The 13,574-nt window shown below is 43.6% G+C and carries 19 protein-coding genes; 15 read left to right on the top strand and 4 right to left on the bottom strand.

Annotated elements, in window-relative coordinates; genetic code table 11:
- Positions 1–171 precede the first annotated feature (171 nt).
- Entirely contained in the window at positions 172–1,239 is a 1,068-nt protein-coding gene (locus P771_RS0106680) for a hypothetical protein (RefSeq protein WP_028574540.1), read from the bottom strand.
- A 43-nt stretch (positions 1,240–1,282) separates the two neighbouring features.
- Positions 1,283–2,317: a DUF3102 domain-containing protein gene (locus P771_RS0106675; protein WP_028574539.1), complete on the bottom strand. Its 1,035-nt coding sequence runs from the start codon at positions 2,315–2,317 to the stop codon at positions 1,283–1,285.
- A gap of 330 nt (positions 2,318–2,647) precedes the next feature.
- Here P771_RS0106675 and P771_RS16755 point away from each other — a divergent pair, with 330 nt between their 5' ends.
- The 13 genes from P771_RS16755 (at position 2,648) to P771_RS0106610 (ending at position 10,273) form a co-directional block, all read left to right on the top strand.
- A complete protein-coding gene (locus P771_RS16755) occupies positions 2,648–3,025 on the top strand; it encodes a hypothetical protein (protein ID WP_150112148.1) in 378 nt (125 codons plus the stop codon).
- Between the two features lie 36 nt (positions 3,026–3,061).
- Positions 3,062–3,259, top strand: a complete 198-nt coding sequence (locus tag P771_RS0106665) for a hypothetical protein (RefSeq protein WP_028574537.1) — start codon at positions 3,062–3,064, stop codon at positions 3,257–3,259.
- 173 nt (positions 3,260–3,432) lie between these two features.
- Positions 3,433–4,299, top strand: coding sequence for a helix-turn-helix domain-containing protein (locus P771_RS0106660; RefSeq protein WP_028574536.1), 867 nt, complete (start codon positions 3,433–3,435; stop codon positions 4,297–4,299).
- Positions 4,300–4,699: 400 nt separating this feature from the next.
- The gene (locus P771_RS0106655; protein ID WP_028574535.1) at positions 4,700–4,948 is read left to right on the top strand and encodes a hypothetical protein; all 249 of its coding nucleotides are present in this window, start codon (positions 4,700–4,702) and stop codon (positions 4,946–4,948) included.
- Entirely contained in the window at positions 4,938–5,192 is a 255-nt protein-coding gene (locus tag P771_RS0106650; protein WP_028574534.1) for a hypothetical protein, read from the top strand. Before P771_RS0106655 ends, P771_RS0106650 begins: the two co-directional genes overlap by 11 nt.
- A 9-nt stretch (positions 5,193–5,201) precedes the next feature.
- Positions 5,202–5,435: a hypothetical protein gene (locus P771_RS0106645; RefSeq protein ID WP_028574533.1), complete on the top strand. Its 234-nt coding sequence runs from the start codon at positions 5,202–5,204 to the stop codon at positions 5,433–5,435.
- A gap of 247 nt (positions 5,436–5,682) precedes the next feature.
- On the top strand, positions 5,683–6,372 hold the full coding sequence (locus tag P771_RS0106640; protein ID WP_028574532.1) for a hypothetical protein: 690 nt from the start codon (positions 5,683–5,685) through the stop codon (positions 6,370–6,372).
- Between the two features lie 389 nt (positions 6,373–6,761).
- Positions 6,762–7,004 carry a hypothetical protein gene (locus tag P771_RS0106635; protein WP_208595946.1) on the top strand — a complete coding sequence of 81 codons (243 nt, stop codon included), beginning with the start codon at positions 6,762–6,764 and terminating at the stop codon, positions 7,002–7,004.
- A gap of 24 nt (positions 7,005–7,028) precedes the next feature.
- Positions 7,029–7,595, top strand: coding sequence for a tyrosine-type recombinase/integrase (locus tag P771_RS0106630; RefSeq protein WP_084301727.1), 567 nt, complete (start codon positions 7,029–7,031; stop codon positions 7,593–7,595).
- 12 nt (positions 7,596–7,607) lie between these two features.
- Positions 7,608–7,898 (top strand): hypothetical protein, encoded by a 291-nt coding sequence (locus tag P771_RS16750; protein WP_035243998.1) that lies wholly within the window; start codon positions 7,608–7,610, stop codon positions 7,896–7,898.
- A 135-nt stretch (positions 7,899–8,033) separates the two neighbouring features.
- Positions 8,034–8,216, top strand: coding sequence for a hypothetical protein (locus tag P771_RS0106620; RefSeq protein WP_028574529.1), 183 nt, complete (start codon positions 8,034–8,036; stop codon positions 8,214–8,216).
- A 76-nt stretch (positions 8,217–8,292) separates the two neighbouring features.
- Positions 8,293–8,709, top strand: a complete 417-nt coding sequence (locus P771_RS0106615; protein WP_028574528.1) for a secondary thiamine-phosphate synthase enzyme YjbQ — start codon at positions 8,293–8,295, stop codon at positions 8,707–8,709.
- A gap of 16 nt (positions 8,710–8,725) precedes the next feature.
- Entirely contained in the window at positions 8,726–10,273 is a 1,548-nt protein-coding gene (locus P771_RS0106610) for a recombinase family protein (protein WP_028574527.1), read from the top strand.
- Here the strand turns inward: P771_RS0106610 and P771_RS19160 are convergent.
- Complete coding sequence (locus P771_RS19160) at positions 10,263–10,394, bottom strand: YjbQ family protein (protein WP_279614511.1); 132 nt, start codon at positions 10,392–10,394, stop codon at positions 10,263–10,265. The genes P771_RS0106610 and P771_RS19160 overlap by 11 nt on opposite strands.
- A 192-nt stretch (positions 10,395–10,586) precedes the next feature.
- Between P771_RS19160 and cobT the strand changes: the two genes are divergently transcribed.
- Both cobT and P771_RS0106595 read left to right on the top strand, forming a co-directional pair.
- Complete coding sequence (gene cobT, locus P771_RS0106600; RefSeq protein ID WP_028574526.1) at positions 10,587–11,639, top strand: nicotinate-nucleotide--dimethylbenzimidazole phosphoribosyltransferase; 1,053 nt, start codon at positions 10,587–10,589, stop codon at positions 11,637–11,639.
- A 46-nt stretch (positions 11,640–11,685) separates the two neighbouring features.
- Positions 11,686–12,828, top strand: coding sequence for a site-2 protease family protein (locus P771_RS0106595; protein ID WP_028574525.1), 1,143 nt, complete (start codon positions 11,686–11,688; stop codon positions 12,826–12,828).
- Here P771_RS0106595 and P771_RS0106590 read toward each other — a convergent pair.
- Entirely contained in the window at positions 12,825–13,520 is a 696-nt protein-coding gene (locus P771_RS0106590; protein ID WP_150112147.1) for a hypothetical protein, read from the bottom strand. The two genes, P771_RS0106595 and P771_RS0106590, sit on opposite strands and share 4 nt — an antisense overlap.
- Positions 13,521–13,574 lie beyond the last annotated feature (54 nt).

Here is a 13,574-nt window from a genome sequence, read left to right as displayed (position 1 = left end):
GATCTATTCGTATTGGAAGGCGTATTGGCTGCCTGATTTTCTGGACTTTCAATCAACCCCGCTCGGGCATATCGCCAGGGCGGGGTTTTTTTGTGGATTACTTTTATTGACCTGAAAATATTAAGAAAGGGTATTTCTTAATGGTATTTATTAAGGACCCAGGCAGAAATGTCAGGGGTTTTTTGTGGGAGTTATAGAAAGCAATCTATTCCACCCCTCACCTTGAAATAAAATCATGTCGTTATGTATGTAGCATTCCAGGTTATGCTTTATTGCTTCTAAAAGATACCTTGGGTGAATAATAAATTCAGGGATATCGCCATCAACCCTTACCTTTGTGGATTCCTCAAACCAACCCTCTTTCTTTGGTGTAGCCCCATACCCGGTTTCATTGCTTGCTTTTATGGTCATACCATCATTCTGAAAACCAAGATAAATAGTTTCTTCAAGGAAATAATCTCTCTTTGCAAAAACATAAGCCCGTTCAATCATTTTCTTTATATCGGGAGGGAAAACGACCTTGACAGCATTATCAAGGTTCAATGCCTGTTCACGGATATGGGAACAGTCTTTGTACTTTTTATCAAAAATCCTGGAAGCAAATTTAGTATCTTGCGTTAACTTAAAGTAAACCCATTCTCCACCTCTTGCGATATAAGAGGGGCGGTATTTAAGTAAATCCAACGCCGAAGTACCATGAATAAGAAACGACTTGATAGGAATTTCCGGCACATTGCACCAAGTCATTTTTATTTTGTTCGTTGATTCAACCAGGTCTTTATTGACATGAATGTGGCAGAAAAGGGGATTACATGCATCCTCTGAATAAGTTTCGCAACAGAAACGCAGGGCAATCATGAATTTGTCAGGATCGGTGATTTTCTTCCAAGTCCTGGGTCTGTTAATTTGTTTGAACAGGTGTTTATTTCTAAATGGTTCTAAATTAAAATTGTAAGAGGTGCTACTTGCCTGGATAAGTAATTGATCGCCAACGGCTTCAACTTGAAGTTCTTTAGATTTGTCTTTCTTCAAAACGGAAAGTAAGATTTTACCCGGAATACAGCCCTCAATACCCAAGGGCAATGGATGAGAAATGCTGATCCGGTCATTGTAAGTTACAACCCGGTCATCCATGAAAGCGAAATGCGTGGATTGCTCAATAACATCTTTGTTGGCCAGTCCTGGCTTTGTAAGTTCCAGGGCATCAAGGAATGTTTTTCTGTCAATGGTTGTTTTCATATAGATATTTTCAAGAAATAGAAATTTTCAAGTAATTGAAAAGCTACCATCCTTCCAGGTCTGCTTTCCTTTCCTCTGCGATGATCTTCATTTCATTTTCAAACATTCCAGCCTGTTCCCTTTCAAATTCATCATCTTCAACATCATATTCGGAGCGTTCAGCAATTTGTTTCTTTGCATTTAATATGATTTTGTTTCTAAAGGATTCCAATGTTGGACCGTATTTCTCCTTAATTTCTTTACTGTCCACATCTAAAAGGTTTCTTAATGCTTGTGTGTTTTCAGACCAAGCTAATTTCAATTGTTTAGCAATTTCATCCAGGGTATCAGAAATCTTCCAGTTAATTTTGTCTGCATCTGGGTCTTCTCCATAATTGTTTCGGCTCTGTCCATATTGTTCGATATTGGCCCTGGACTTCTCTAAGGCTTTGATAGCGGCATTTAGTTGATTTAGATTGTAATTAACTTGCTCATAAATGCGTGTTTTTCTATGCAGACAGTTGAATTCCTTTTTAACAGCTTCAAATCCCTGGTCCTTGTACTTGCTGACAACTTCATCAAAGTGCTTGTTTGTCATTTTATCAAGCAGACCGCTTGCTATGAGGAATTGGCGTAAATCTTCTGGAAAGGACTTTGTTGCAAGTTTGTAGAGAATTGAGGCGGGGATTTTTTCAACAATATCTTTATGACCAAGTAACTGCTCATAAACATTCATAAAGTTATTGGCTGTATGATAACTGAAATCAAAGGTTTCCTCTACCCAGGCTTGGTACTTACCTGACAGCATTATCCTTGCTTCATACAGCAATTCACCGATTGTAAAGATATGATGCTTAGTAAGTTTGATTCTGTATTTGATTTCAGTTGCTAAGAGGTCAAGACGTTCCTGGAGGGCGTCTTCTGCTCTTTTACCCCAAGGCCCGGATTGTCTTTTCCGCTTTGCTGCAAGTTCAGATATTTTCTTCTGATAAAAGGTTTCGGCTTGGGTGTCCCTTTTTTCTTGTAATTCTCTATTACTAACAGGCTTTATTGACTTTGTATCCCATGCTGTTCCTTGTGGTTGTCTTGTGTTTGGCATAGCCGTTCCTCCTTTTCTGGGTACTTATCAGGCTATGTTTGGCTAATTCATATCTAATTTTCCTGACGGAATTGATATTGTCCACGTTCCATTTTTCCCCAGCACTCGTTTTTCTTTTTGCCATACTGCCCTTTTTTCCGGTTAGCATCAGCATTTAGAAAAAACAAATATTATTGCGCTAAGCAATATACATGCCACAACATAATAAGCTCAAAATATTTTATGATAACCTATTGAAATAAAAGCTAAAAAATTATTTTTTCTCCTTGATTTTTTCCTTAAAATATTATATATATAAGCTGTATGACGCAGGTACGACAAAAAAAGATAGTGATAATAAAAGAATCAATTAGAAAGTTTTGCGTTGAATGTGCAGGCGGTCCAAGGGCTGTCCACGACTGCCAGGGGGATTTTTTGAATAGCGATCCATGTCCAGAACTTTGCAAAAACCGTAGGATAATGGGCGGTTTTCGTCCAGGGGCTGCCGAGAACGGCATAGCAGGGAATAGAGCCATGTTTAAGGACCGAAATAAAATTAACAGGAATAATTCAGAGTGGAGAAATTTCAAGGACCCTGGGGAGATTGATGATTTAATGAGTCTGGCATTGCGTGATTTGAAACGAAAATTTAATGAGCCAGATGAAAGTCGTTTTGAGAAAGTTTTAGACCCTAACGGCTATCCGGATTCGGGCCACAGGTCTGAGTGAGGTGGCAGGATTATATTAAAGAAAAAGGACAGGCTTATGTCAGACCAAGATAAACGGAATAAACGGATTGATAAGTTTACCACAAAATTTGGGGATGTTGAATTTTTAGAACAGGATAAGACCCTGGAACAAATCCTGGCTGAGTTTGACGAGCTACGAGCTGAGGAAAACAGGCTCAGGCGTGAAAGGGGAGAGCCGGAATTGCCAGAGGAAAACCGTAAGGACAAGGCATGAATACTATTAAAAAAGCCTGTATTTTAATACTTTATTCCTGCAAAATCCATTAAGCAAAATTAATATTTGGCCGGGATAGGCTGGGCTGATCCCCCAGCTGAAAGGCGAAGCTTTCCCGCCCCGCCCGGCCTTTAACTCAAATACAAAAAGGAAGGCCTGGCGAGGGAAAGCAAATGAAATTACAAGTTATCAGAAATGCAAGAAGGCAGATACGGCAGAAAAAGCAGGAACAAAAAAAACTTTTTGCTGAAAAATACAACAAAACAAAAGAATTTCATTTCCCAAGCAAGGACAAGATCAACATGGAAAAACATGTCTATCTTCCAAACTTACCAGAAAAGTTTTTTCAGCACATGAGCAAGAGCGCATTGGCTGTATATCCGGTCATCTGTTCCAAGGCGAATTTTGAATGGGATGCATGGATACAGTTACCACAAGAGCATATTGCAAAGATGGCAGGTTTAAGCATTGATACTGTAGCAAAGGGGATCAATAACCTTGTGGCAAAAGGATATGTTCATGTTGGGAAAGACGAAATCGAAATTCCGTTACTTCGCAGGCAAAAAGTTACTGAGGGGGCACGGCATTTTTACATCTACAAAGCCGGGTTTATCCGCAGGGAACAAATGCAGACTTGCAAAGGCACTTATTTCATATTCTATACCTGTATTATAGATAGCGGGATTTGGGCAAAACTGAGTCCAAGAGCAAAGGCCCTTTATCTGGCAATGCGGTCAAAAGCAAATTTTGATCCAGAAATTTATAGCATGGTGGAAAATGTTGATCTGGACGGAATGGCATTGAATGACCTTTACAACATAGATGGGCAGTTCAGGAATCGGAAATGGGATGTCTGCGAACTTTCATTATCGGAGCTTTGCAGATTTGCTGATATTGGCAGAAGCAATATCAAACCCGTTTTGGACCAGCTTGAACATTATAGACTGGCAGAATGGATGGAGCCAGTTTTCAAGGTTTATCTAAAACCGCAAATTAAAATTCGGAGTTGCCCTAATAATAATTATGAGTTGGCTTATTAAATATTCGGAGTTGCTCTTATTAAAAATTCGGCGTTGCCCTAATAAAATTTAGGAATATATATAAGTATTATTAAGAAAAAATAAGTATATATAAGTATATTATGGTCTGAACTTTAGTTCAGACGGTGTTATTTTCTTCGAATATTTTTTGTGGAGAAAATTGATCCAGGGGGAATCTATCCAGGAAGGATCAAATTTTACCCATTTCACACTTTATATATTGTATGTACCCGTATAACCTTAAATGTTACTTTTTTAATTAAAGTCTATCCCTTAAGCATAAGTTTTTAAGAAAAAGTAATGATGGTTAGCCCAAAGACCACAATAGAATTCAAAACTATACCCAGGGGGGATGATGATAAGAACGAAATCAGCGACACCAAAAGCAGGAAGGCCCAAAATGAGAGCCAAACAATTAAGGAATCTGACCGATATTCGCAGATTCCTTGCAAGGATAGTCAACGAATATGATCACGGCAAATGCAATGCTGAGAAGTTGCGGACTATATCCTATGCACTGAATATCCTGGCAGGAGTTATCAAGGATAGCGGACTTGAGGCCAGGGTAGAGGCATTGGAAAACAAGTTGCAGGGGCAGTTGGAAAAACAGTTCCAGGGGCAGTTCAAGAGGAAGAGCAATGCAGCTTGAAAAACGGATCGAGATGCTTGAGCAAATCCTAATGGCCAAGAACGGGGCATTACCGTTTTTTGATTTTGATTGGGAGGATTTGCCAGCACAGGCAAAGCTGACCTTTGCAGTCCTTGATGAAGTAATTGAGCAGGGACCGGAGGAGTCAAGCCGTGATTATATGGCCCGGAGCATGGAGCTTTGTAGGCAGAAATATTTGAGCCGAATAGAGTTCCCAGTAATCAAAATATATCTTCCCGTATGAGGCAAAAACATGATTAAGACAGATTTAAGAATAGCCCAGCTCGAAGCGCAGGATATCACAAGACCGGGTTTGCAAGATATTATCTTTGTCCAGGATTTGGACAACCATATAATCATTGCTGTTATCCCTGGCCTTAATAGCCAAAAAGTAGGCCTTTCCCTTTTTATCCGGGATGGGGAAACGCAAGATTATTTTGTTGATAGAGCCTTTAGAACATTGAAGGAACTTTATGAAGGGGACTAACCAATAGGAGCAATAAGAGATGAATTTACCATTTCCGAGTTTTACACGGCACAGGGTAAGGACGGCTGAACAGTCAGTCAAGAATTCACCGGGCGGGGCTGACTCCCTGGACTATAAGCCAGTTAGGAAAGCACCTTTGCAGCATCCCACAACACCACGGGAAAGGACAGAACATGAAAAAACAAGATCGTCAGACTTTGGCTGGGTTGGTGGTAGATAACCTATAACATAAAAGGAGATACGAAAAATGAATAAAGATGAAATGCACAGGCAGATTAACGCTTATCGGGTATTGATGGAAGACATTAAAAAAGAGTTTAACAGGATTGATCCTGAATTGCCAGACAAGGTCCAAAAGCAGAGGAAACAGGCAGTCAGGGAGAAATACGGAAGAAAGGCGATTGAACTGGCATGTATTGTCCAGGCCGGGAAAAAACACTTTCAGTCAGTCAGGGCCAGGGCCTCAGACCCGGCTTTGTCCATATTCAAGGCATCATATCAGCGGGAGATTAAACCACAGGTTGCTGCCCTTCTTGATTCCCTGGATATTTTTGCACCTGAAAAGCTGGTGGAGATTTGTCGTCTGTTCAAAGACCCGCATCTTATTTTGAAAGCTCAGAAGGTCATAAGCAACCAGGAATTTACAGACCCAAAACATAAAGGTGGATTGCTTAATGAACTGCGGGAACTGACTAAAGAATTCACAGATCAGGCAGAGGCCAGGAGTGCCGCTGAAATTGAATTTGCAGCAGTCCAGGCCCAGTTGCAGGCATTGGATTTGATAGAGGGAAGTCTAGAGGACAAGATGACCCTGGGCAGGGAGTTCCAGGCGATAAAACAAATCCTTGACTCTGGGCAGGAACCAGGGCCGGGTCTCTCCCGCAGTGAGTTTGCAGCAGATCCCAAAGAAAGGTTGCGGCAGGCTTATGCACAATAATTGCCAAGGCATTTTACCTCCTTTGGTGCCTTGGCGCCCCTTGTTGTTGGTTCAGGGGGCCGTATCAATCATTATGAGGTTGCATTGATTGGTACTTTTCATCTGGATATTGCCGGATGAAGCGCAGTCTGACCGGGGGTTGCTTTTCCTCCCGGTCAGATATTTTGAACTTTCCTAGGCTTGTTCATAGCAGTAAATCGGACAACTTTCCTGACCAAACCATTAAATTTCCAGATAATTTAATATTCTGGTAAACATCTAGATTTTAAGCACAAAAACTTTCTTTTATGATTAGATTTCTTGCAAAAAACTTGATTTTTTCTAAGCTATATAATATGAATAAGTCGTGTACCAGGGTTATCCATATAATATGACAAGGAGGTTTATCCATGCAACCAATAAGAAAAGGAGGAACCAAGATGACAAACCCAGTGGGAAGGCCAATCACTGATGTGCGGGTCAAGATAATTGGCGAGGATGGCAATGCCTTTGCAATTTTGGGCAGAGTTCAGAAAGCACTAAGGCAGGTCAGATATGACAAGGAATTTATCGGGAAGTACATGGAGCAGGCAACGAGTGGTAGCTACGATAACCTGCTCCATGCAACAATGACCTATGTCGAGGTCGAATAATTGGCTATCAAAGGAGGCCAGACAATGCAAGGCGCACGATTGATAACCCAGGAAGAAATCAGGACCATGTTGCAGGAAGAGAACCAGCGAAATCGGATGCTAATAATTGTTGGGCTGTATTTCGGAACCAGGATAAGCGAGACGGTCGCATTGACCTTTGGAGATTTCCGGGGCAGATATGTCAAAATCAAATCAGTCAAAAAGTCCAATGACAGGACTTTGCAGATACCGGATGAGTTCAGGCAGGAATTGGAACGGCTGAGGGGATATTACCTGTTAAAGGGCTGTCCAGTAAATGACCAGACCCCGCTTTTCCTGAGCCAGATAAAGAACAAGGACGGGAGTTGCAGGCCAATAACCAGGGAACACGCCTGTTTGACAATCAAGGGCATGAGGGAACGGTACGGACTGGATGAACGGATTTCAGCGCATAGTTTCAGGAAGAGTTTTACAACCAAAATTCACAAGTTGACTAACAATAACCTTGTCCAGACGGCAGTTTATACGGGTCATAAATCAATTGATAGTTTGAAGTATTACATTGAAACGACAGAGGAAACATCATTAACCAAGGAACTAAACTGGATATAACGGAGGGTGATTATGAATGGATGGTGGACAAAATGGATGAAAGGAACACCTTACTTAGTCAGGATATTCAGATCTCATGGCATTGAACCGAAAAAAGATATTCCGTCTTTTATATTTGAACATTTTCTTGACGGTGCAGAACAAGCAGCAAATTCTAGATTGAGTATACATTTAGATGAACATGGTCCTCTTCCAAAATCTGAAGCTAAAGCCAAGTGGATGGCAATTTATTATGAGGAACTAAGAAATTATGCTCAAGGTTATATTGAAGGAAGTCAAAAAAGAGATATGGACTATGGCTAATGTTCCTAGATGATTGTTAGCGGGATCGCAAATATGCTCCGCACAAGTCAATAGACAGTCTGCGGTATTACATTGAAACGACAGAGGAAACAGACCTTACAAAATCGCTAGGCTGGCTTTAACGGAGGATAAGAAATGACAGAGGAAAAAGCACGCAAGCAAGTAGGTATCCACATTAACACCGAACTCTGGCGCAAGTTCCGCGCAACTTGTTTGGAAGATGGCGTACAGGCTGGGCATAAGATGGAAGAATTAATTGCGGAATACTTGGCTAAAAGGGCTAAAAAATCTTCTCCAGGGACCATGTATCCAAAATGATTGTGAAAGGCAGTATAGATGAAAAATCCGCCCGTAACCCCCCAAGTTTTTTGAAAGGAAAAAGGAGGAACAGGCTATGAAGCATTATAGGAAAGAACTTTGGATGAATGTTCCGGCCAGGATGGACTTTGTTAATATTACCGGAGAAGTACAGAAAGCTATTGACGAATCAGGCGTTCAAAATGGCTTCGTACTCGTTAACGCAATGCACATAACAGCGTCAGTCTTTATCAACGATGATGAATCCGGCCTGCATCACGACTACAAGATATGGCTGGAAAGGCTGGCTCCACATGAACCAGTATCAGGGTACAGGCATAATGTAGGCGAGGATAATGCAGATGCTCATATGAAAAGACAGATCATGGGCCGGGAGGTAACAGTTGCAATTACGGATGGTCGGCTGGACTTTGGAACTTGGGAAAGGATTTTTTACGGCGAATTTGACGGACGCAGGAAAAAGCGAGTCCTGATCAAGATCATTGGCGAATAGCCGGGAGGGACAGGCCATGCGATATGCTCCATTAATCAGGGTCAGCACCGAGGGCCAAAAGGAAAAAGGCGAATCCTTACGGACCCAGAAAGAACAAATCACCCAATATGTAAAATCCTTGGGCGGGGAAATCCCGGAGATCTGTTGGCAATATTCAGGCCAGGAGCACGCCACCCCGGAATATGAACGGCAACTACTGGAAAAGCTGTTATCGGATTCAGCCAAGGATAAGTTTGACGCAGTCATTGTTGCAGACACTTCCAGATGGTCCAGGGACAACCAGAAGAGCAAAGAAGGCTTGAACGTCCTTAGATCACACGGCATAAAGTTTTTTGTCGGCACTATGGAATATGATTTATTCAACCCAGAGCATAGTTTTATCCTGGGGATGTCGGCTGAAATCGGCGAATTCCAGGCACGGCAACAAAGCCTGAAATCTATCATCAACCGGATAAACCGGGCCAAAAGGAATATCCCCACAAGCGGCAAGTTACCATACGGACGGACTTTTGACCCTGAAAAGGGCTGGGGCCTGGACCCTGAAAAGGTTAAGATCATCCAGACAGCAGCAAAGCGTTATCTTGAGGGAATGCCAATACCTGAAGTCGGTAAACTTGCCGGGATGAACTTTACCAATCTATGGAAAATCCTGAATCATAGATCAGGGACGGAATGGCAATGTCGATTTAGAAATGAACGGTTGAATGTTGATGAAACTGTGACCCTGAAAATCCCACGACTATTGGATGATGAAACCATCCAGGCTATAAAGGAAAAAGGAGCTGCAAACAAGACCTACACACACGGGGAGATTAAGCACCGTTATTTACTGTCCAGGATGATCTTTTGTAAGGCTTGCAATTATACCCTGGTTGGTCAGACCAATAAGAACGGCAACCAATATTACAGACACCCCAGACACAGAAAATACGAATGTGAGTTAAAGAACTGGGTATCAGCTCCAAAGATCGAAAATGCTGTCCTGGAAGCTATCTTTGAAATGTTCGGGGATCAGGAAAGGATTGAACAGGCCATCAGACGGGCAACCCCAGACCTGAATAAAGTCCAGGCCATGCTTGATGAAGTGGAAGACCTGAAGAAGCAAAAGCAGGACATAATCAAACAGCGGAATAATCTGGTTGATATGGCGGCTGACGGAACTTTATCCAAGGACGAAATTAAACTCAGGATTACACCTATCAGGGAAAGTCTGAAAGCCATTGATGAACGGCTTGAATATTTAGAACTACAATTAAAAGATCAACCCAGTCCGGCAGACATCAACAAGAAGTCAAAACTTGCCAGGGGGGTCATTGTGGACGCATTGAAAAGACCCGGTGCAAAGACGGTTCAGAAGTTAATGGACGGGCCTTGGGAAAAGAAACGAAAAATCCTGGAAAGGGCCTTTGCAGGAAAGGACCGGCAGGGAAACCGGCTGGGGGTTTATGTCATCCAGACCGGGGATAAAGACAGACCTTTCAAGTTTGAAATACGCGCTGTGCTTGAACAAATAATTGAATTGATTGAAGAAAAGGGTGTTGAAGGTAGTTTTGTTAGGTATTGACCAGGACCAGACCTTCGACAATGCCGCTCTGGTCAACAGCCAGTTGGACTTCAGTGGTTATGTTGACAAAGTCCATCCTGGCCGGGACATTCATCCATAATTCCTGACGATGGCTTTTCATTCTAAGCGCTCCTTTCCGGTATCTAGTTTCAGGTTTACATGATTCAGTATAATTTTTATAAGATTGAGGAGGTTGGAATATGGAAACCAATTTCCTTACCCCAGTTCAACTGGTTGTTATTTTGATCTCATAATAAAAAAATCTAAGCTGCTCAAACCAAACTGGGTAGTTCCAAAAATATCGGGAGTAACAATGCTGAAACATGTACTTAAAGAAATCTCTCCTATCAACAAGGATCTTTTAAAAAAGGCTGAACTGCATCTGGACAACCTGACCAAACCCAGGGGAAGTCTGGGACGGCTGGAAGAACTGGCGGCCAGACTATACGCCATCAGTTGTGCAAAAAAGCCAGAAGTCGAGCCTGGCATCATTTTTACCTGTGCCGGAGACCACGGGGTGGCCCAGGCCGGAGTCAGTCTGTTTCCCAGGGCAGTTACCAGGCAGATGGTCACCAATTTTCTGAATGGAGGTGCTGCCGTCAATGTTCTGGCCAGGACTTCCGGCCTGCAGTTGAAAGTGGTGGATGTTGGTGTTGCCGGGCCGTCCTTTCCTGGTCATGATTTGTTGATTCAAAACAGGATCCGCTCAGGAACAGGGGATCTCTCTGCCGGCCCGGCCATGAGTGAGCTGGAATGCCAAAAAGCAATTGAGCTGGGAATTGACCTGGCTAAGCAGGCTTATGAAAAAGGAATCAAGACTTTGTGCACCGGTGAGATGGGAATAGGAAACACTACTCCATCCACAGCTCTTTATTGTGCCTTTCTGGGTTTTGAACCTCATGATCTGGCCGGTTCAGGAACAGGCCTTGAGTCCGATGGGATCAAAAAAAAGGCCCGGGTTATTGCCAAAGGGTTGGAGGTCAACGCAGAAATTCTCAACAGCAAAGATCCCATCAAAATTTTGGCTGCCCTGGGCGGGCTGGAAATAGCCTGCCTGACCGGAATAATTCTTGGCGGAGCCTGGAAAGGGATGAATGTAATTATTGACGGATTCATTTCTAGTGCTGCCTACGTCTCGGCATGGAAACTTAATCCTTTTGTTGAGGATTATTGTTTTTTTTCTCACCTGTCAGCTGAAAAGGGGCACATCATGGTCATGGAAAAAATCCAGGCCAGGCCTGTTCTGAACATGGACATGCGCCTGGGTGAAGGTACAGGAGCTGCTCTGGCTTACTTCATCTTGAAAAGCGCTGCCAACATATTCAATGAAATGGCCACGTTTGACCAGGCAGGAGTAAGCAGATAAACATGGTCTAGAGTTGAAACAAGAATGACTTGCATTGAGGTGAACAATGTTCGGTAAAAGTATTAATCTGGTCAAGGTGATGGGATTCCAAATCAAGGTGGATGTGAGTTGGATAATCATAGCAGTGCTGGTGACCTGGTCCCTGGCTGTAGGTTTTTTCCCCCATTATATTGAAGGGCTGAGGACCATGGACTACTGGATCCTGGCGGTGTTTGGAGCCTTGGGCCTGTTTTTTTCCATAGTTTTCCATGAGTTCTGGCACTCATATGTTGCCAGAAAAATGGGCGTTTCCATCAAGGGAATTACTCTTTTCGTATTCGGTGGAGTGGCTGAGATGGAAGATGATCCCAAGACCCCAAGAAGCGAATTCTGGATTGCCATTGCCGGTCCCCTGGCCAGTTTTTTTCTGGCCCTGGTCTTTTACCTGGTTTTTGATCTGGCCAGAAGCATGGAAATGGCCCCGGGTATTATCAGTGTTTTCATGTACCTGGCCCTTATCAATCTGATTCTGGCCATCTTCAACCTCATTCCAGCCTTTCCCATGGACGGAGGCAGGATATTGCGGGCCGCCCTGTGGCATTTGAAAAAAGATTTGCCCTGGGCAACCAGGACTGCAGCCAACATGGGTTCTATCTTCGGCCTGGTCCTCATCGGTCTGGGTCTTTTGAACATGCTGACCGGGAATCTGGTGGGCGGACTCTGGTATTTTGTTATTGGAATGTTCATCAGATTTGTGGCCCAGAATTCATATCGTCAGCTTATGGTAAAAAGGGCATTGGCAGGGGAAACAGTGCAGAGCCTGATGAAAGAGCCGGTTTACGTGCCTGGAGAGATCACTCTACAGGAGCTGGTAGAAGACTATGTCTACAGATACCACTTTAAGATGTTTCCGGTCCGGGATGGAAAAACCCTGACCGGGTGCATTACCACCAGGCAGGTGGGGGAGATCGAACGACAGAACTGGCCTGGCATCCTGGTTCGGGAAATAACCAGACAATGCTCTATGGAAAATACAGTTGGTCCTGATGAAGACGTGGTCAAAGTGCTGGGCAAGATGAACCGGACAGGACTCAGCCGGATGATGGTGGTCAGAAATGGGGAACTTCTAGGGATCATATCCCTGAAGGATATTATGGCCTATCTTTCAGCCAGGATGGAACTGGAAGGGGACGGCAGTTTTTCCGACTAATACCTGTCCGAAAGTTTTGGCATGTTCTGATCAAACATGAAACCATGGCTCCACATTTTTACGGGTTGAGCCAGTTCGTATGCCAGACTGTTGACAATGACGTATTCTGGTGACTCAGGCATCCAGGTCCTGCGCTTGGCCAGGATGAAATCCATTTCTCCCCGGTTATCCATCCGTCCGGCGTGTTCCATGGACCAGATCAGGCTGTCGTCCCGGGCGGAAAAGATGTTGACCAGAATGGCAATTGAAGTGGTGCTCTGGGTCCCACCATGCAGATAGTGGTTTACCTGACCCATAACATAGAGATCAGCCCCCAGACTCCTGGCAGTCTGTCCAGCCCTGGCCCGGCCCGGCCATTCCTGGGCATCCTGGTAGATCATGGTGGAAAAAACTTCCTGTCCAAGCCAGGTGCGCCAGAAAATATGTCCGATTCTCCGGCCGGTGTCATGAGTTCCACCGGTCCTGGGACTGTTGTAAAAAGGGAAAAAAACCGCTTTAATCTGGGCTGGGGCCTGGCTGACCGGGTGGACATGGACTCCGCTGGCAGCTTTTTCCAAAACAGGCCGCTGGTAGAAGATAACCTGGTCCAGATGAGGCTCAACCCGTTGTTCAAACCTGGATTCCATGTAGGCGCAACCTGAATTGCCGGCCAGGATGAATAGAATTACAAGCAGAAAAATTACTCTGTTCATTTTGCCTGGCTCTGATGCATAATTGTTTGATTCGAGCCGACCATTGGTCTGTCT

It is taken from the genome of Desulfonatronovibrio hydrogenovorans DSM 9292 (assembly GCF_000686525.1).
In the GTDB taxonomy this organism is placed as follows: domain Bacteria; phylum Desulfobacterota; class Desulfovibrionia; order Desulfovibrionales; family Desulfonatronovibrionaceae; genus Desulfonatronovibrio; species Desulfonatronovibrio hydrogenovorans.
This window is presented reverse-complemented; position numbering and strand designations above follow the sequence as displayed.

Bases quoted from the DNA above. Each gene is read 5' to 3' on its own strand.
- P771_RS0106680 (WP_028574540.1), bottom strand. From the start codon at position 1,239: ATGAAAACAACCATTGACAGAAAAACATTCCTTGATGCCCTGGAACTT.
- P771_RS0106675 (WP_028574539.1), bottom strand. From the start codon at position 2,317: ATGCCAAACACAAGACAACCACAAGGAACAGCATGGGATACAAAGTCA.
- P771_RS0106665 (WP_028574537.1), top strand. From the start codon at position 3,062: ATGTCAGACCAAGATAAACGGAATAAACGGATTGATAAGTTTACCACA.
- P771_RS0106660 (WP_028574536.1), top strand. From the start codon at position 3,433: ATGAAATTACAAGTTATCAGAAATGCAAGAAGGCAGATACGGCAGAAA.
- P771_RS0106655 (WP_028574535.1), top strand. From the start codon at position 4,700: ATGAGAGCCAAACAATTAAGGAATCTGACCGATATTCGCAGATTCCTT.
- P771_RS0106650 (WP_028574534.1), top strand. From the start codon at position 4,938: ATGCAGCTTGAAAAACGGATCGAGATGCTTGAGCAAATCCTAATGGCC.
- P771_RS0106645 (WP_028574533.1), top strand. From the start codon at position 5,202: ATGATTAAGACAGATTTAAGAATAGCCCAGCTCGAAGCGCAGGATATC.
- P771_RS0106640 (WP_028574532.1), top strand. From the start codon at position 5,683: ATGAATAAAGATGAAATGCACAGGCAGATTAACGCTTATCGGGTATTG.
- P771_RS0106635 (WP_208595946.1), top strand. From the start codon at position 6,762: ATGCAACCAATAAGAAAAGGAGGAACCAAGATGACAAACCCAGTGGGA.
- P771_RS0106630 (WP_084301727.1), top strand. From the start codon at position 7,029: ATGCAAGGCGCACGATTGATAACCCAGGAAGAAATCAGGACCATGTTG.
- P771_RS16750 (WP_035243998.1), top strand. From the start codon at position 7,608: ATGAATGGATGGTGGACAAAATGGATGAAAGGAACACCTTACTTAGTC.
- P771_RS0106620 (WP_028574529.1), top strand. From the start codon at position 8,034: ATGACAGAGGAAAAAGCACGCAAGCAAGTAGGTATCCACATTAACACC.
- P771_RS0106615 (WP_028574528.1), top strand. From the start codon at position 8,293: ATGAAGCATTATAGGAAAGAACTTTGGATGAATGTTCCGGCCAGGATG.
- P771_RS0106610 (WP_028574527.1), top strand. From the start codon at position 8,726: ATGCGATATGCTCCATTAATCAGGGTCAGCACCGAGGGCCAAAAGGAA.
- P771_RS19160 (WP_279614511.1), bottom strand. From the start codon at position 10,394: ATGAAAAGCCATCGTCAGGAATTATGGATGAATGTCCCGGCCAGGATG.
- cobT (WP_028574526.1), top strand. From the start codon at position 10,587: ATGCTGAAACATGTACTTAAAGAAATCTCTCCTATCAACAAGGATCTT.
- P771_RS0106595 (WP_028574525.1), top strand. From the start codon at position 11,686: ATGTTCGGTAAAAGTATTAATCTGGTCAAGGTGATGGGATTCCAAATC.
- P771_RS0106590 (WP_150112147.1), bottom strand. From the start codon at position 13,520: ATGAACAGAGTAATTTTTCTGCTTGTAATTCTATTCATCCTGGCCGGC.